The 15,216-nt window shown below is 69.1% G+C and carries 18 protein-coding genes; 10 read left to right on the forward strand and 8 right to left on the reverse strand.

Annotation, left to right across the window (positions count from 1 at the left end):
- Window positions 1-12 precede the first annotated feature (12 nt).
- From BM199_RS03360 to BM199_RS03375, 4 genes are all read left to right on the forward strand, one after another.
- A complete protein-coding gene (locus BM199_RS03360) occupies window positions 13-654 on the forward strand; it encodes an ABC transporter permease (RefSeq protein WP_091669112.1) in 642 nt (213 codons plus the stop codon).
- Window positions 655-759: 105 nt separating this feature from the next.
- Window positions 760-1,875 carry an ABC transporter ATP-binding protein gene (locus BM199_RS03365; protein ID WP_245788104.1) on the forward strand — a complete coding sequence of 372 codons (1,116 nt, stop codon included), beginning with the start codon at window positions 760-762 and terminating at the stop codon, window positions 1,873-1,875.
- Window positions 1,872-2,648 carry an ABC transporter permease gene (locus BM199_RS03370; RefSeq protein ID WP_091669116.1) on the forward strand — a complete coding sequence of 259 codons (777 nt, stop codon included), beginning with the start codon at window positions 1,872-1,874 and terminating at the stop codon, window positions 2,646-2,648. The genes BM199_RS03365 and BM199_RS03370 overlap by 4 nt, the downstream gene beginning before the upstream one ends.
- Window positions 2,645-3,622: a glycine betaine ABC transporter substrate-binding protein gene (locus tag BM199_RS03375; RefSeq protein ID WP_091669119.1), complete on the forward strand. Its 978-nt coding sequence runs from the start codon at window positions 2,645-2,647 to the stop codon at window positions 3,620-3,622. The genes BM199_RS03370 and BM199_RS03375 overlap by 4 nt, the downstream gene beginning before the upstream one ends.
- Window positions 3,623-3,692: 70 nt before the next feature.
- Here the strand turns inward: BM199_RS03375 and BM199_RS03380 are convergent, their stop codons facing one another.
- Window positions 3,693-4,250: a TetR/AcrR family transcriptional regulator gene (locus BM199_RS03380; RefSeq protein ID WP_342741689.1), complete on the reverse strand. Its 558-nt coding sequence runs from the start codon at window positions 4,248-4,250 to the stop codon at window positions 3,693-3,695.
- Window positions 4,251-4,341: 91 nt separating this feature from the next.
- Between BM199_RS03380 and BM199_RS03385 the strand changes: the two genes are divergently transcribed.
- Both BM199_RS03385 and BM199_RS03390 read left to right on the forward strand, forming a co-directional pair.
- Window positions 4,342-5,016 carry an FMN-dependent NADH-azoreductase gene (locus BM199_RS03385; protein WP_091669122.1) on the forward strand — a complete coding sequence of 225 codons (675 nt, stop codon included), beginning with the start codon at window positions 4,342-4,344 and terminating at the stop codon, window positions 5,014-5,016.
- Window positions 5,013-5,333 carry a DMT family transporter gene (locus tag BM199_RS03390; protein WP_091669125.1) on the forward strand — a complete coding sequence of 107 codons (321 nt, stop codon included), beginning with the start codon at window positions 5,013-5,015 and terminating at the stop codon, window positions 5,331-5,333. Before BM199_RS03385 ends, BM199_RS03390 begins: the two co-directional genes overlap by 4 nt.
- Before the next feature lie 62 nt (window positions 5,334-5,395).
- Here BM199_RS03390 and BM199_RS03395 read toward each other — a convergent pair whose 3' ends face one another.
- Window positions 5,396-5,905, reverse strand: a complete 510-nt coding sequence (locus BM199_RS03395) for a DUF6474 family protein (protein WP_245788105.1) — start codon at window positions 5,903-5,905, stop codon at window positions 5,396-5,398.
- A gap of 313 nt (window positions 5,906-6,218) precedes the next feature.
- On the opposite strand from BM199_RS03395, the gene BM199_RS03400 reads away from it, so the two are divergent.
- Entirely contained in the window at window positions 6,219-7,877 is a 1,659-nt protein-coding gene (locus tag BM199_RS03400; protein ID WP_091669128.1) for a TM0106 family RecB-like putative nuclease, read from the forward strand.
- Between the two features lie 14 nt (window positions 7,878-7,891).
- Here BM199_RS03400 and BM199_RS03405 read toward each other — a convergent pair whose 3' ends face one another.
- Both BM199_RS03405 and BM199_RS03410 read right to left on the reverse strand, forming a co-directional pair.
- On the reverse strand, window positions 7,892-8,353 hold the full coding sequence (locus BM199_RS03405; RefSeq protein ID WP_091669131.1) for a VOC family protein: 462 nt from the start codon (window positions 8,351-8,353) through the stop codon (window positions 7,892-7,894).
- Window positions 8,350-8,937 carry a DinB family protein gene (locus BM199_RS03410; protein WP_091669133.1) on the reverse strand — a complete coding sequence of 196 codons (588 nt, stop codon included), beginning with the start codon at window positions 8,935-8,937 and terminating at the stop codon, window positions 8,350-8,352. Before BM199_RS03410 ends, BM199_RS03405 begins: the two co-directional genes overlap by 4 nt.
- 62 nt (window positions 8,938-8,999) lie before the next feature.
- Here BM199_RS03410 and BM199_RS03415 point away from each other — a divergent pair, with 62 nt between their 5' ends.
- Window positions 9,000-10,001, forward strand: coding sequence for a helix-turn-helix transcriptional regulator (locus BM199_RS03415; protein WP_091669136.1), 1,002 nt, complete (start codon window positions 9,000-9,002; stop codon window positions 9,999-10,001).
- A gap of 8 nt (window positions 10,002-10,009) precedes the next feature.
- Here BM199_RS03415 and BM199_RS03420 read toward each other — a convergent pair whose 3' ends face one another.
- Window positions 10,010-10,768, reverse strand: a complete 759-nt coding sequence (locus BM199_RS03420) for an SDR family NAD(P)-dependent oxidoreductase (RefSeq protein WP_091669139.1) — start codon at window positions 10,766-10,768, stop codon at window positions 10,010-10,012.
- A gap of 153 nt (window positions 10,769-10,921) precedes the next feature.
- On the opposite strand from BM199_RS03420, the gene BM199_RS03425 reads away from it, so the two are divergent.
- Both BM199_RS03425 and BM199_RS03430 read left to right on the forward strand, forming a co-directional pair.
- Window positions 10,922-12,226, forward strand: a complete 1,305-nt coding sequence (locus BM199_RS03425; RefSeq protein ID WP_091669141.1) for a UDP-glucose dehydrogenase family protein — start codon at window positions 10,922-10,924, stop codon at window positions 12,224-12,226.
- A 203-nt stretch (window positions 12,227-12,429) separates the two neighbouring features.
- Window positions 12,430-14,214: a gamma-glutamyltransferase family protein gene (locus BM199_RS03430; RefSeq protein ID WP_091669144.1), complete on the forward strand. Its 1,785-nt coding sequence runs from the start codon at window positions 12,430-12,432 to the stop codon at window positions 14,212-14,214.
- A gap of 12 nt (window positions 14,215-14,226) precedes the next feature.
- Here BM199_RS03430 and BM199_RS03435 read toward each other — a convergent pair whose 3' ends face one another.
- The 3 genes from BM199_RS03435 to BM199_RS03445 all read right to left on the reverse strand — a co-directional run bounded on the left by BM199_RS03435 (window position 14,227) and on the right by BM199_RS03445 (window position 15,160).
- The gene (locus BM199_RS03435) at window positions 14,227-14,526 is read right to left on the reverse strand and encodes a type II toxin-antitoxin system PemK/MazF family toxin (RefSeq protein WP_091669147.1); all 300 of its coding nucleotides are present in this window, start codon (window positions 14,524-14,526) and stop codon (window positions 14,227-14,229) included.
- On the reverse strand, window positions 14,526-14,762 hold the full coding sequence (locus BM199_RS03440; protein WP_091669149.1) for a YlcI/YnfO family protein: 237 nt from the start codon (window positions 14,760-14,762) through the stop codon (window positions 14,526-14,528). The genes BM199_RS03435 and BM199_RS03440 overlap by 1 nt, the downstream gene beginning before the upstream one ends.
- 80 nt (window positions 14,763-14,842) lie before the next feature.
- On the reverse strand, window positions 14,843-15,160 hold the full coding sequence (locus tag BM199_RS03445; protein ID WP_091669152.1) for a hypothetical protein: 318 nt from the start codon (window positions 15,158-15,160) through the stop codon (window positions 14,843-14,845).
- Window positions 15,161-15,216: the final 56 nt, after the last annotated feature.

Raw genomic sequence — 15,216 nt, forward strand, 5'->3', positions numbered from 1 at the left:
AATGGGTGACGCATGAATTTGTTCGAGTACGTGGTCGACCGCTGGGACCGGCTGTCCCTGCAGAGTTGGCTGCATGTCAGCGTGGTCGTGCAGTCCACGATCATCGCCGCCGTGATCGGGATCCTGATCGGTATCGCGGTCTACCGCAGCCCGCTCGGATCCTCCATCGCCACCGCCCTGGCCAGCACGATCCTGACGATTCCCTCGTTCGCGCTGTTCGGCCTGCTGATCCCGGTCGTGGGGCTCGGGGTCGAGCCGACCGTGATCGCGCTGGTGCTCTACGCCCTGCTGCCGATCGTGCGCAACACGATCGTCGGACTCGGCGGGGTGGATCCGGCCGTTTCCGACGCGGCGAAGGGCATCGGCATGAACCGCCTCGGCGTGCTGACCAGGGTCGAGCTGCGGCTGGCCTGGCCGGCCATCCTCGCGGGAATGCGGGTCGCCACGCAGATGCTGATGGGTATCGCGGTGATCGCCGCATACGCGAAGGGGCCGGGCCTCGGATCCGAGGTGTTCTCCGGACTGACCGGCGCCGGTAGTGCGAACGCCCTCAACGAAGCCCTCGCAGGCACGCTCGGCGTCGTCATTCTCGCGCTGCTCGTCGACGGCCTCTATGTCCTGATCGCCCGTTTCACTGTCCCGAGGGGTGTGTAAGTGCCTGATAGTGCGTCTGAAAACGCGGAACTTCCCGGTAACGGCGATGCAGGACCCAGTAACGACACTGAACAAGTTTCCGGCGTCGAGATCCAGCTGGAGCACGTGACGAAGCGCTACCCGGGCAGCAAGGAGCCCGCGGTGGACGACTTCTCCATGGTGGTTCCGGCAGGCAAGATCGTCGTCTTCGTCGGCCCCTCCGGCTGTGGCAAGACGACCACGATGCGCATGATCAACCGGTTGATCGAGCCGACCTCGGGGCAGATCACCATCGGTGGTGAGGACGCGCTGAGCCTGAACCCGGACACGCTGCGTCGCAAGATCGGCTACGCGATCCAGCAGGCAGGACTGTTCCCGCACTTCACCGTGGCACAGAACATCGCCGTCGTGCCCGGCCTGCTCGGCTGGGACAAGAAGCAGATCGCCGACCGGGTGGACGAGATGATGGACCTCGTCGGTCTCGAGCCGTCGGAGTACCGGGACCGATTCCCTCGCCAGCTCTCCGGTGGTCAGCAGCAGCGGGTGGGGGTGGCCAGGGCGCTGGCCGCCGACCCGCCGGTGCTGCTGATGGACGAGCCCTTCGGTGCCGTGGACCCGATCACCAGGGGGCACCTGCAGGACGAGCTGCTGCGGCTGCAGGTGGAACTGCGCAAGACGATCGTCTTCGTCACCCACGACTTCGACGAGGCGGTCAAGCTCGGCGACAAGATCGCCGTGCTCGGGGACCGCTCCTCGATCCTGCAGTACGACACCCCGGAGGCGATCCTCGCCAACCCGGCCGATGACACGGTCGCCGGGTTCGTCGGCGCGGGCGCCTCCCTCAAACAGCTCACCCTGCTGCGGGTGCGCGATGTCGACTACTCGGCGGACGACGTGCTCACGGCGGGTCTCGACGAGTCGCCCGCCGGGCTGCGCGAGCGGATGACCGAGCGGCGCAAGACCTACGCGCTGGTGCTCGACCAGCGCAAGCGGCCGCTGCGCTGGGTGCACGTCCGCAACCTCGGCAAGGCGAACTCGCTGGTCACCGCCGGAAGGCCGGTCGGGGACACGGTGAGCACCCAGTCCACGCTGCAGGACGCGCTGGAGGCGATCCTGGTCGAGGGCGGCAACGCGGTGGTCACCGGAACGCGCGGGGAGTACGTCGGCACGATCGACATCCAGACCGTCACCAACACCATCGCGCAGCTGCGCGAGGAGCACGCCGAGGGTGCGCCTTCATGAGTACGGTCGACACGCAGGGCTTCTCCACCGAATCCGGCTCGAAGCGGGCCGAGCGGATCAAGCTGGTCGCCCAGCCCGCGGCGGTGCTGCTGATCGTCGGCGCGGTGCTGATCTGGGCGTTCGCCGGTGAGTTGAACGCCACGGAGCGGGAGACGCTGAACGTCACCTCGGTGCTGCGACTGCTCGGCGAACACCTGTTGATCACCATCGTGGTCACCGCGATGGTCGTGGGTATCGCGGTGCCGCTGGGCATCGCGCTGACCCGCCCCTGGGCCAAGGCCCTCGCCCCCGTCTTCCTGGCCATCGCCAATATCGGCCAGGCGGCTCCCGCGCTCGGTGTGCTGGTGCTGTTCTTCCTGCTCACCGGCTGGACCGGGTTGTGGGTGGCATCCATCCCGCTGGCCTTCTACTCACTGCTGCCGGTGCTGCGCAACACCATGGTGGGCTTGCGACAGGTCGATCCGGCGCTGGTGGACGCCGGTCGCGGAGTCGGCATGTCCAGTGCGGGAGTGCTCTGGCGGGTCGAGTTCCCGCTGGCGGTACCACTCATGCTGGCCGGTCTGCGGACCTCACTGGTGCTCGCGGTCGGCACGGCCACGCTGGCCCACTTCGTGGACGCGGGCGGCTTCGGCGTGCTGATCGACACCGGATACAAGCTCGCCCTGACGAAGGTGCTGGTCACCGGCGCGGTACTGGCCGTGGGTCTCGCGCTGCTCATCGACTGGCTCGGCGCTGTGGCGGAGCAGTACCTCGGACCGAAGGGACTGCGATGAAACACCGGCTCAAGGCCGCACTGGGGACCGCGCTGCTCGGCGTCTCCCTGGCAGGCTGCGGACTCGACGTCAACGCCGCACTGCCCTACAAGGTCGAACCCGGCTCGATCCAGGCGGTTCCCGAGTTGGCGGGCGTCGACGTCACTGTTGGTTCGAAGGACTTCACCGAGCAGATCCTGCTCGGCTACATGGCCGAACTCGCCCTTTCGGCGGCGGGCGCCGATGTCACCGACCTGACCGACATCAAGGGGTCGAGCAGTTCCCGGCAGGCGCTGCTGAGCGGCGAGGTCGACGTGATGTGGGAGTACACAGGCACGGGCTGGATCAACTACCTGGGCAACGAACAGCCGGTGCCGGGCGGGGAGCAGGCGCAGTACGAGGCCACCAGGAAGGCTGACCTGGAGCAGAACGGTGTCGTCTGGCTGGACTACTCGCCGCTGAACAACCAGTACGGGCTCGCGACCACGGAGGAGTACGCGGCCCAGCACGACCTGGCGACGACGAGCGACCTCGCCGCCTTCCTGAAGGAGAACCCGGCGGAGGCCGTCTACTGCCTCGAAACCGAGTTCATCAGCAGGCAGGACGGCTTCCCCGCCGCGGAGAACACCTACGGCCTTCCGGTCGCCCAGGTGATGCAGTTCGGCATCGGGGCCATCTATGCCGCCGTCGACGGCGGAACCTGCCCGATCGGGGAGGTCTTCACCACCGACGGGCGGATCGCCGGTCTCGGGCTGCGCGTGATGGAGGACGACAAGCTGGCGTTCCCGCAGTACAACGCGGCGATCACGGTGCGCAAGGAGTACCTCGACGCGCACCCGCAGATCGCCGACGTGCTGCAGCCGGTGTCCGACGCTCTGGACAACGAGACGCTGATCGAGCTGAACAAGCAGGTGGACGTCGACGGCAGGGAGCCGGGTGAGGTCGCCCGTGACTGGATGGTCGAGCAGGGCTTCATCACGACTCCCGACACGTAAGGTCCCCGAGTCAGGAGTTCCCCCGATCACCCCGCAGGGTCAGCCTTCCGTGGCTTGTTCGGCATCTGACTCACCCGAGAACGCGATGCGCCAGGTCGGTCAACGCCCCTTTGACCTCGGCGGGCGTGTGTTCGAGGGTTTCGCGCTGATAGCGGTGCACGTCTGGCGCTACCGGCGCGAGCAACTGGTCGACCATGACGTCCGGACGGTCGACGTGCGCGTCGCGTAGGAGCGTCAGCACGTGTGCGCGCCAGAACTGGTAGGCGCCGACGTCGAAGCGGGAGTGGCCGACTTCTGCCCCCAGGACGAGGTGGCCGTGCTGTTCAAGCAGGTCGACCATGACCGAGTAGAACGCCGCGAGGCGCTTCGCTGGCGCCGCGCCCGGTCCCAATGGTGGCGCTCCCGAGATGAGCTTGTCCTGTAGGGCGCGCTCGTGTTCGTCCAGCAGCGCCTCCGCGATCGCGGCGCGATCCGGGAATCGTCGATACAGCGTGGCCTTGCCGACACCGGCGTTGGCGGCGATCTGCTCCATCGACACGTTGGCGGCGCCGTGTTCGGCGAACAACGTCATCGCGGCATCCAGCACGCGGCGGCGATTGCGCGCGGCGTCTGCCCGTTCTGCGACCACGGGATTGAGACTACCGGAATAACCGAGACCACCGTCCGGTTAGGCTTATGTGGACGCATCGTCCAGTTAAGTGGAGCCTAGGAGACCAGCCATGCCCCCGTTGAACTTGTTGCACCTCGACAGCAGCGCTCGCGCGAACTCGTTCTCCCGGCAGCTGAGCCGCGCGTTCGCCGACGCCTGGACATCCGCCCAGCCCGACGGCCAGTACGTCTATCGCGACCTCGCCGCAACACCGACGCCGTCGATCGGTCAAGGCTGGACCGAGATCTGCGACGAGCTGCTCCGGCAGCAGATCACCGACCCCGCCCAGTACCCGGCGGTCGTGCACACCCCCGCCCAGCAAGACGCCTGGGCGATCGTGCGACCACTGCTCGACGAGCTGCTCGCCGCCGACGCCATCCTGATCGGCGCCCCGATGTACAACTTCTCGATCCCGGCGGCGCTGAAAGCATGGATTGACCAGGTGACTTTCCCCAGGATGTCCCTCGCGCCGCGCACGTTCGTCATCGCCGGAGCCCGTGGCGGCTCCTACCAGCCCGATACTCCCAGATTCGCGTTCGACCACCACGAGAGCTACCTGCGCGACTTCATCGACGGCCACTACGGCGTCGACGACGTCACCTTCATCAACGCCGAGCTCGTCAACACTCTCGTCGACCCCGCGCTCGAACACCTGGCACATGCACACGAGGCGTCCGTCGCCGCGGCGACCGCGCGCGTGCCCGAAGTCGTCGCCGACATCACCGAACGGCGGGCCACGTCATGAACTGGCTTATCCTCATCGCCGCCGGGATCCTCGAAGTCGGATTCGCGGTCAGTATCAAATCCACTGAGAACTTCACCCGGCCCCTGCCTACCGTGCTGTGTCTCGTCCTGATGATCAGCTCGGTCTACCTGCTCTCCTGGGCCATGAACACCATTCCCGTCGGCACCGCCTACGTCGTGTTCACCGGCATCGGCGCCGTCGGCGCGGTCACCCTCGGCGTCGTGATCGCAGGCGACGCGGTCACGTTGACCCGCCTCGCTTCGCTCGCCCTGATCGTCGGCGGCATCGCACTCGCACGACTGACCACCACTTCATGACCCCACGCATTTGGCCAGAACCAGCGCGCGCAAGCTCTAGCGGTCTGGAACGTTCACCACAGCTAAAGGCCCAGACGGTGCAGCAGGTTGTTCTCGAGCGTGTCGAGTTCGGCCCCCACCGCACGGTGCGCGGCCTTGCGGCGGGCCGTCGGCATCCGCTCGGCGGCGCGCACGGATGCCGCGAGCTGCTCCAGCGTGGCCAGGCCGTCCACGGCGAACTCCCGGTCGTCGGCGGTTGCGCGCTCCGCGGCTCGTAGCTCGCTCAGCCCGTCGGAGACACCGGCGATCCGGGCGTGCAGTGCCGCGCCCCTTCCGGTGAACTCGTGCAGCCGGTCGACCGCCACACCGAACTTCCGCGCCTGGTAGCGGTCGTACGCCTCACGGGCCGCGCCCGCCGCATGCACCGCGAACGGCGCCACCGCCGGGATGACGACCGGCGCGACGACCTTGGCGACACCGAGGGCGTTGCGGGCCTTTTTCACGGCGTCCTTTTGTGCCTTCTTGTCCGCCTTCTGCTCGGCCTTCGCAGCAGCCCTGTCTGCCTTGCCGGTACCGCGGGTTCGTGAGCGCACTGTCGTCACCTGCCTCTACCTCCGGTGTTGTCCGGACCGAACCTACTGGTCGCCCTCCGGGCGGGCATGTCGGCCGGTGTCGGCGGCACGCTAGTTCAATGGCCCGGCCAGCTGCGAAGTCATCAGCCTCGTGCGTTCCTGCTCATCAACGCCTTCTGCCCTTGCTTGATGCTCCTGCTCGTTTCCCACAGGGGCCCCGCATCGCCAAGAATCCTCACAACGTCCACCTCTGTTACCCATTCAAGCGCTGTCGGCTGTCGCCTTCGGGGCGGGCATGTCGGCCGGTGTCGGTGCCCGCTCTTAGAGTGAACCTATGAGTTTCGAGGTGCTGCTGGACGCGGGTGCGGTCACCCGCTGCAGGCGCAGGGTGCACCTCGAGCACGATCCGGCCATGCGCGCGGTCGAGCTTGGGCCGCCCGATCCGTCCATCGAGCAGCGCATTGCCGACGCTGCGACACACCGCGCGGACATCGCTCGGCGGCTGATCGCGGCCTCGGCGCGGGACCAGAGCGACAACGCAAGGATCTGGGCCACCGTGCCCCGTGACCTGCCCGCGGGTGAGCGGGTGCAACTCACCCGCACCGCGCTGGCCGACGGTGTCCCGTACATCTGGGGTGCGCTCCTGCCCGCCGACCGTGCCGCGGGCCGCAGGGGCGGGTCGGAGCTGCTGGTTCGCACCGAGCAGGGCTACCTGCCCGTGCTAGTGGTGCGCCACCGCATCACCGACCGGGGCTCCGGCGCCCGGACCACACCCATGACCGATCTCGACCCCGAGCATGCGAGCGCCGACCCCGAGCGCAAGGTGCGGTCCCAGCCGCGGGACCAGCTGCGGCTGGCGCACCTGCGGCGGCTGTTGCAGGCCGCGGGACACGCGGAAGGCGGCCGCGCGCTGGGCGGGGTGATCGGTCTCGACGCCGATGTGGTGCTCTGGCACGACCTGGACGCCGCCACATGGCCGGGCGGGCGTACCGCCATGTCGGAGTACGACGCCCGCTTCGCCGACCGTCACGCCGTGGCCATGGCGGCGGCCGAACAGCGGGAGGCGCTTGCCGAACCGTCCAGGATCGTCGAGTGCCGCAGCTGCCCGTGGTGGCCGACCTGCAATGCCGATCTGACCCGGACCCGGGACGTCAGCCTCGTGGTGCGCGGTGAGGACGCGGTCGAGCTGCGCAGGGTCGGCGTGTCCACGGTGGACAAGCTGGCCGCGCTCGAGCCGAGCGACGAGTTGCCGGTGCAGTGGACCGGGACGACGTTCACCGACGCCGTCGCGCTGGCGAGGGCCTGGCTCGCCGACCTCACAGTGGTGCGCAGGGTCGACGAGGTCGCGGTGCCGAGGGCGGACGTCGAGGTCGACATCGACATGGAGAGCTTCGGCGATTCCGGCGCGTACCTGTGGGGCTGCCTGCTCACCGGTGCGGACATCGGTATCGAGCAGGGCTACCGGGCGTTCGCCACCTGGGAGCCGTTGCCCACGGTCGATGAGGCACGTTCGTTCGCCGAGTTCTGGGCCTGGCTGCGCGAGGTCCGGCGGCGGACCGCCGCGGCAGGTCTGACCTTTCACGCGTACTGCTACAACGCCATGGCGGAGAATCGCTGGCTGTTCGGCTCGGTGCAGCGGTTCGCCGGGATGGACGGGGTTCCCGCACCCGGCGAGGTGCGGGAGTTTGTCGACTCCGACGAGTGGGTCGACCTCTTCCGCAGCGTGTCCGACCAGTTCCTCTGCTCCCATGGCAAGGGGCTCAAGGTCGTCGCGCCGGTCGCCGGGTTCCGCTGGCGGGACCCGGAAGCGGGCGGCGAGGCCTCGATGCGCTGGTACCGCGACGCTGTGGGGATGGACGGGGCGGCGCCGGACGCCGTCCAGCGGGAGCGCCTGCTGCGCTACAACGAGGACGACGTCCGGGCCACCTACGCGCTCCGGGTGTGGATGAGCGGTCCTGCGATCACCGAGGCCCCATACATGGGAGACCTGTAGCCCGGCCGGGGGCATCAGTCCAGGCAGAACTCGTTGCCCTCGGGGTCGGTCATCACGATGAAGCCGCCGCTCATCGGGGGATCGGGCTCGAAGCGGCTCACGCGAGTCGCGCCCAGCGCGACGAGCCGGTCGCACTCGGCCTCCAGCGCCGCCATCCGCTCGTCGCCCTGCAGCCCGGGAGCCGCGCGGACGTCCAGGTGGACGCGGTTCTTGGCGACCTTGTCCTCCGGCACCTGCTGGAAGAACAGTCGTGGGCCGTTCCCGTCGGGGTCCTCGACGGCCGATCCCGAATTCCGCTCCTCTTCGGGGACGCCGATCCGCTCGAGGAACTCGTCCCACGCGGCGAAGGCGTCGGCGCCCTCGGCCAGCTCGACCCCGGGTGGGGCGGGGTGGACGTAGCCCAGTACCTCGCGCCAGAAGGCCGACAGCCCCCTCGGGTCGCGGGCGTCGAAGGTGACCTGGATTTCGCGGCTCATCGTGTTGTTCCGTTCGTCGTGGATTGCGTGTGCAGGTAGAGGTCGCGTAGCAGGCAGACCTCGGCCAGGTGATGGAGCAGCTCGCGGTGGATGTGCAGCACCAGGTCGGCCATGGTCAACTCGGGGTAGGGCTCCTTCTCGCCGACCGGGACCCGGAGACCAGCCTCGCCGAGACCGCGCACCCCGGCCAGCCAGACGTCGAGCTGGGTCTCGAGCTGGTCGAGTGCGGCGGCCGCGCTGCCCGCGTACTCCCAGGTTTCGTACGACGCCTCAGGCGCACCGAAGTGCGACGCGTTGCGCATGGCGAGCACGCCGACGATGACGTGGCCGAGTCGCCAGGCGATCGTGGTGAAGGGCGCGGGGTCCGGCGGGGGAAACGCGTAGTCGATCGTGAAGTCCCCGGCACCGGCCTGCACGGGCGCGGTCGAGCTGCCGCGCGGCCGCAGGCTCCAGGCGTCCGGGACAGGCGACCAGAAGTACTCGTCGTCGGTCAGGCCGTCGAGCCGGCGTCGGACGTGCTGGTTCCAGTGGAACTCCCACTGCTCGCGCAGCGACCGGTTCCAGTCGAGTTCGTTCGTGTCCATGTGGTCACCATGGCACCCATGGCGGACAGGATCGGTCCGCTATTTCTGCCAGGGTGGGTGACATGGGAGTGGCAAGCGGTGACGACCTCGGTACGACGGAGCGCGTGCTCACCCTGCTCGGGCTGCTGCAGCAGCGCCGGGTCTGGACCGGCCCCGAGCTCGCCGACCGGCTCGGGGTCACGCCGCGCACGGTGCGGCGGGATGTCGAGCGGCTGCGCACGCTGGGCTATCCGGTGTTCGCCGATCAGGGTGTCGGAGGCGGCTACCAGCTCGGCCGGGGACAGGAACTGCCGCCGCTGCTGCTCGACGACGCCGAGGCGATCGCCACCGCGGTCTCGCTGCTCGCCGGTGCGGGTGGCGCGGTGCACGGCGCTGGCGATGCGGCACTCCGGGCGCTGACCAAGCTCGACCGCGTGCTGCCCACCCGGTTGCGGCACGAGGTGCGCGCGCTTTCCGCCTCGGTGGAGTCCTTCGGCGGAGGTCGTACCCCGGTCGACCCCGAGGTGCTCATGACGCTGGCCAGAGCCTGCCGCGACGAGGTCGAGGTCGGCTTCGACTACCCCGGACGGGGCGAGGTGCGTCGGCGGCGGGTCGAGCCCTACCGCCTGGTGGCCTCCGACCGGCGCTGGTACCTGCTCGCCTACGACCTCGACCGCGACGACTGGCGCAGCTTCCGCGTCGATCGGATGACCGAGGTGACAGCGCGGACCTGGCGCTTCCAGCCGCGCACCGCCCCCGACGCCGCGACCTACGTGCAGGAGGGTGTGGCGAGCCGGGTATACCAGCACCAAGCGCGCTTCCTCGTGCAAGCGCCGGCCGACACGGTGCGCGCCCAGGTTCCGGCATCGGCGGCCGTCGTGCGCGAGCGAGGGAGTGAGCACTGCGAGGTGCTCAGTGGCGCCGCTGACCTCGACTTCGTGCTCATGCACGTGCTCCTGCTGGGGCACGACTTCGAGGTGCTCGACCCGCCGGAACTCGGACGGCGCTGCCACGTGCTGGCGCAGCGGCTGCGGAAAGCAGGCGGCCCGGACACAACAGGGGTGTCCGGGCCCTCCTCCGACTAGCGCGTGCCCTAGCGCGGAGCCATCCGCAGCGAACCGTCGAGGCGGATGACCTCACCGTTCAGGTAGTCGTGCTCGACGATGTTCACCGCGAGCTGCGCGTACTCGTCCGGCCGGCCGAGGCGCTGCGGGAACGGCACACCGGCGGCGAGGCCGGCGCGGAACTCCTCGCCGACACCGGCCAGCATCGGGGTGTCGATGATGCCGGGGGCGATGGTCATCACGCGGATGCCGTGCTTGGCCAGGTCGCGCGCGGCGGGCAGGGTCATCCCGGCGACACCACCCTTGGACGCGGAGTAGGCGATCTGCCCGATCTGGCCGTCGAACGCGGCCACCGAGGCGGTGTTGATCACGACGCCGCGAGCGTCGTCGGTCAGCGGGTCGGTCTTGGCGACCGCCTCCGCGCCGAGGCGCATCACGTTGAACGTGCCGAGCAGGTTCACCTCGAGCACCTTGCGGAACAGCTCCAGGTCGTGCGGGCCGTTCTTGGACAGGATGCGGCCCGCCCAGCCGACGCCCGCGCAGTTGACGATCGTGCGCAGCGGCACGTCCGCACCAGCCGCCTGGTCCACCGCGGCCTGGACCTGCTCGGCGCTGGTCACATCGGCCTCGACGTAGGTCACGCCCTCGACCTGGTCCGCCTTCTCGATGGAGGCGGCGAGGTCGAGCCCGAAGACCTTGGCGCCCTTGGCGGCCAGTGCCTTCGCCGTCGCGCCGCCCAGGCCGGATGCGCCCCCGGTGACGATGGCCGCGGTGTCCTTGATCTGCATTTTCTTGGTGTCCTTCCTGTTCCCAGTCTGCGGACAGGTTAACGCCCGTTCGCGCCCCCTCGGGGAGTGTGCCTCCTCACCTGTCGCGCGGAGTACGTGGGCAGGTCCTCTTCCGTTTGCGGGGCGGTCAACTGCGGCTGGGACTTTCTGTGCATGAGCTCAGCTCGCATCGTGGTTGTCGGGACGGGATACGTAGGACTCACCACCGGGGCGTGCCTCGCCAGCCTCGGACATCAGGTGACCTGCGTCGACGTGGACAAGGCCAAGATCGCCAGGCTCGCCGCCGGGCGAGTGGACATCATGGAGCCCGGCCTCGCCGAGCTCGTCACGCGGGGGCTGACCTCCCGCAGACTCTCGTTCGTGGTCGGTGCGCGCGACGCCGTCGCCGATGCGGACGGAGTGTTCCTGTGCGTCCCGACGCCGATGGGTGCGGGTGGCGCGGCCGACCTGCGTGCGGTCGAGGCGGTGGCCGCCGAGATCCGCGACGGGCTGCCGTCCGGATGCACGCTGATCACCAAGTCGACCGTGCCCGTGGGCACCTCCGCACGGATCCGGGACCTGCTCCGCCGGGACGACCTGCCGGTGGTGTCGAACCCGGAGTTCCTGCGGGAGGGGACGGCGGTCGCGGACTTCCTCGGCCCCGACCGGATCGTCGTCGGCTCGGACGACCTCGACGCGGCCCGCTGGGTGGCCGAGCTGTACCGGGACCTGGCCGCACCGACAGTGGTCACCGACGCGGCGAGCGCGGAACTGGTCAAGTACGCCGCGAACTGCTTCCTCGCGATAAAACTGTCCTACGTGAACTCCATCGCCGAACTGTGCGAACGCCTCGGTGCCGACATCGACGCCGTGACCGACGGTATGGGCCACGACCGGCGGATCGGCCGGTCCTTCCTCCGGCCAGGGCCGGGCTGGGGCGGGTCCTGCCTGCCCAAGGACACCAGCGCGCTGCTGAACATCGCCGAATCGGTGCGCTTCGACTTCGGCCTGCTGTCGGCGGCGGTGGACGAGAACCTCTTCCAGCGGGACCGGATCATCTCCAAGATCGCCGGTGCCGTCGGCGGGAACCTCTCCGCCGCCCGGATCGGCCTGCTGGGCCTCGCCTTCAAGGCCGGGACGAACGACCTGCGTGACTCGCCCGCCCTGGCCGTGGCCTCGGTGCTGTGCGCGCACGGCGCGGAGGTCACGGCCTACGACCCCGCGGTCGGCGGCGAGCTGCCGGGGATGACCGTCGTCGACGACGCCTACCGCGTGGCGAAGGACGCCGACGTCGTCGTCGTACTCACCGAGTGGCAGGAGTTCCGGAGGCTGGACTGGGCGCACATCGGTGAGCTGATGGCCGGCGACGCCGTGGTGGACACCCGAAACCTGCTCGACCCCGGGGCGATTCTGGACGCGGGCCTGTCCTGGCAGGGCATCGGTCGCCCGCGGCGCCAACGTCGCCTCACCACCGCCTGACCCCGTCTCCGATCTCGCACTTTCCCGGGAAAGTGCGATACCCCGGGTACGCAACTACCGCACTTTCCCGGGAAAGTGCAGGTCCTAAGACTCTCGTCCGAGGTCGCGGGCTTGCCCCCTCGCACTTTTCCGGGAAAGTGCGAGGGGCGGGCCCGGCGAATAAGTTAGTTGGGTAAACGAAAGTCTTCGCCTACGCTGGTGACGTGTTCACGACGAGGCCGGAACTCGCCGGCACCCACGGCATGGTCGCGTCCACGCACTGGCTCGCGTCGGCCACCGCCATGGCGGTGCTCGAGGACGACGGCAACGCCTTCGACGCCGCGGTCGCGGCCGGATTCGTCCTGCAGGTCGCCGAACCGCACCTGAACGGACCCGCGGGCCAGGTCCCCGCGATCTTCGCGACCGCAGCCGACCGTACCCCTCGAGTCCTCTGTGGTCAGGGAACCGCACCCTCGGCCGCGACACCGGAGCACTTCGCCGGACTCGGGCTCGACCTGATTCCCGGCAGCGGCCTGCTCTCCGCAACCGTCCCCGGCGCGTGGGACGGTTGGCTGCTGCTCCTGCGCGACCACGGCACCAAGCGCTTGCGCGACATCCTCGGTTACGCAATCTCCTATGCCTGGAACGGCGTCCCCGTGGTCGATCGGATCACCAGCACGATCGGCACGGTCGCCGACCTCTTCGCCCGGCACTGGCCCACGTCCGCCCAGCTCTGGCTGCCCGGTGGCGAGCCGCCCGCGCCGGGTTCCCTGCACAGCAACCGCACGTTGGCCCGCACGTGGCAGCGTCTGCTGACCGAGGCCGAGACGGCGAGCGGCCGCGAGGCCCAGATCGACGCCGCCCGTAGGGCCTGGTCGCACGGCTTCGTCGCCGAAGCGGTCGACGCCTTCAGCAGGAAGGCGTTCCGGGACGACTCGGGCCGCGATCACGCGGGCCTGCTCACCGGGGACGACCTGGCGAACTGGGAGGCGACCTACGAGGACGCGCTGATCACCGACCTCGGCGAGTGGAGCCTCGCCAAATGTGGCGCCTGGACCCAGGGGCCCGCACTGGCGCAACAGTTGCTGATGCTGAACGGCTTCCGCGACGAGTTGTCGTACGTCGACGGCGTCCCCACGGCGCACACCGTCCACGTGGCCACCGAGGTCACGAAGCTGGCCTTCGCCGACCGCGAGGCCTGGTACGGCGACAGCGACGACGTGCCGCTCGACCTGCTGCTTTCCCCGGAGTACACCGAGGCCAGGCGAGCGCTGGTGGGCGCGCAGGCCAGCGCCGAGCTGCGACCGGGGGCACCCGGCGGCAGGCAGCCGCGGCTGCCGGACGTGCTCGCCCGGACCCGCGGCGGCGGCTCCGGTTCCGGCGCGACCGGCGAGCCGACCGTCAGCCCCACCGGAGCGTCCAGGGGCGACACCGTCCACATCGACATCGTCGACTCGTTCGGCAACATGATTTCCGCGACGCCCTCCGGCGGCTGGCTGCAGTCCAGCCCGACGATCCCCGAGCTGGGTTTCTGCCTCGACTCCCGCGCCCAGATGTTCTGGCTGGAACAGGGCCTGCCCAACTCGCTCGCGCCGGGGAAACGGCCGAGGATCACCCTGTCGCCCTCGATGGCGCTGCGTGGCGGGGAGCCGACGATTGCGTTCGGCACTCCGGGCGGTGACCAGCAGGACCAGTGGCAGGTGTGCTTCTGGCTGGCGCACACGATCGACGAGCTGAACCTCCAGCAGGCCATCGACTCCCCGGCCTGGCACACGACGGCTTTCCCCAGCTCGTTCTACCCGCGCTCGTGGACACCCCGAGAACTGGTCGTGGAATCGCGGCTCGGCGCCGAGGCGATCGAGGAGCTGCGCGAACGCGGGCACGAGGTGGTGGACGCCGGTCCGTGGGCCCTCGGCCGGCTGTCCGCGGTGTCCCGCGATCGGGCCACCGGCATCCTGCGTGGCGCCGCGAACGCCCGCGGCATGCAGGGCTACGCCGTCGGCCGCTGATTTCGGGGAGTGTCAGGCCAGGTCGAACGCGGCGCGAATCGCTTCGGCCAGCTGGGCTTCCTGCTCGGGCAGCAGAAACCCGATATGGCGGCCGAGTGCGTTCTTGGGCACGGTGACGATGTTGTCGCAACTGACGACGCTGTCGTGGTCGAGACCGTTCGCGCCGTCAACCGGCACCTCGGTGGACAGGCCGCGAATCGTGCTGGTGATGGGCGCGACGCTGACCCGCGTGAGATGGGGCCGCACCAATTCCCGGGTAAGGACGAGCACCGGGCGCGCCTTGTCCAGCTTGGCGATGTGGATCGGGCGCATCAATCCAGGTCATTCATGGGAGTACGGGCGGCGTACTCCGCGAGTTCATCCATATCGTGATCGTTGTGCAGGCCGCTCAGGATGGCGGCATCACGAGCGGCGACCGTTCGCCGTCGTTCCCGCTCAACCGCCTGTGCCACGAGCGCGGCCCTGCTGGTGGCCGTTCCATGTTCGACGGCTCGGTCGATGAACTCGACCAGGTCGTCCGGGAGCCGTACCGCGATCTGCTTGCTCATACCACAATGGTACCAGCGCGGTACCAACTTCGATGTCACTCCGAGTACCAGACAGGCCGCGCGCTGCCCTTCGCCACTGTTCAACTCGAATCCGCTACGACGCGGGCCAGGATGACGACACCCAAGGCGAGCACAGCACACGTCGCGGCAAGCCACACGTAGCTCTGCATCGGAGAGTCATAAAGGGTGTGCTCGTCGCGGTACCGGTTCAACCGCGTGCCGATCAGCCTGATGAGGACGGCGCTGAGTACGAACCCCATTGCCCAGCCTGCGTCGGTGATCAGGGATTTCCCGTCGAACACCTCTTGAACAACCGCGCCGAAGACAAGCCCGGCCAGCAAAAGTGGGAAAACGAGGCAGCCCGCCCCCGTCCATCTGACCGCTCCGACCTGGAACATGCCACGTCTCCTCGGACCTGCGGATTCACGTCCTCGCAAGGTTAGTGCGCCGGAGG

It is taken from the genome of Amycolatopsis marina (assembly GCF_900111885.1).
GTDB lineage: Bacteria > Actinomycetota > Actinomycetes > Mycobacteriales > Pseudonocardiaceae > Amycolatopsis > Amycolatopsis marina.

What these genes read in the sequence shown, in the direction of transcription:
- BM199_RS03445 (WP_091669152.1), bottom strand. Translation starts at nt 15,160, where the DNA reads ATGTTCCAGGTCGGAGCGGTCAGATGGACGGGGGCGGGCTGCCTCGTT.
- BM199_RS03390 (WP_091669125.1), top strand. Translation starts at nt 5,013, where the DNA reads ATGAACTGGCTTATCCTCATCGCCGCCGGGATCCTCGAAGTCGGATTC.
- BM199_RS03370 (WP_091669116.1), top strand. Translation starts at nt 1,872, where the DNA reads ATGAGTACGGTCGACACGCAGGGCTTCTCCACCGAATCCGGCTCGAAG.
- BM199_RS03420 (WP_091669139.1), bottom strand. Translation starts at nt 10,768, where the DNA reads ATGCAGATCAAGGACACCGCGGCCATCGTCACCGGGGGCGCATCCGGC.
- BM199_RS03435 (WP_091669147.1), bottom strand. Translation starts at nt 14,526, where the DNA reads ATGCGCCCGATCCACATCGCCAAGCTGGACAAGGCGCGCCCGGTGCTC.
- BM199_RS03400 (WP_091669128.1), top strand. Translation starts at nt 6,219, where the DNA reads ATGAGTTTCGAGGTGCTGCTGGACGCGGGTGCGGTCACCCGCTGCAGG.
- BM199_RS03415 (WP_091669136.1), top strand. Translation starts at nt 9,000, where the DNA reads ATGGGAGTGGCAAGCGGTGACGACCTCGGTACGACGGAGCGCGTGCTC.
- BM199_RS03385 (WP_091669122.1), top strand. Translation starts at nt 4,342, where the DNA reads ATGCCCCCGTTGAACTTGTTGCACCTCGACAGCAGCGCTCGCGCGAAC.
- BM199_RS03440 (WP_091669149.1), bottom strand. Translation starts at nt 14,762, where the DNA reads ATGAGCAAGCAGATCGCGGTACGGCTCCCGGACGACCTGGTCGAGTTC.
- BM199_RS03375 (WP_091669119.1), top strand. Translation starts at nt 2,645, where the DNA reads ATGAAACACCGGCTCAAGGCCGCACTGGGGACCGCGCTGCTCGGCGTC.
- BM199_RS03410 (WP_091669133.1), bottom strand. Translation starts at nt 8,937, where the DNA reads ATGGACACGAACGAACTCGACTGGAACCGGTCGCTGCGCGAGCAGTGG.
- BM199_RS03425 (WP_091669141.1), top strand. Translation starts at nt 10,922, where the DNA reads ATGAGCTCAGCTCGCATCGTGGTTGTCGGGACGGGATACGTAGGACTC.
- BM199_RS03405 (WP_091669131.1), bottom strand. Translation starts at nt 8,353, where the DNA reads ATGAGCCGCGAAATCCAGGTCACCTTCGACGCCCGCGACCCGAGGGGG.
- BM199_RS03360 (WP_091669112.1), top strand. Translation starts at nt 13, where the DNA reads ATGAATTTGTTCGAGTACGTGGTCGACCGCTGGGACCGGCTGTCCCTG.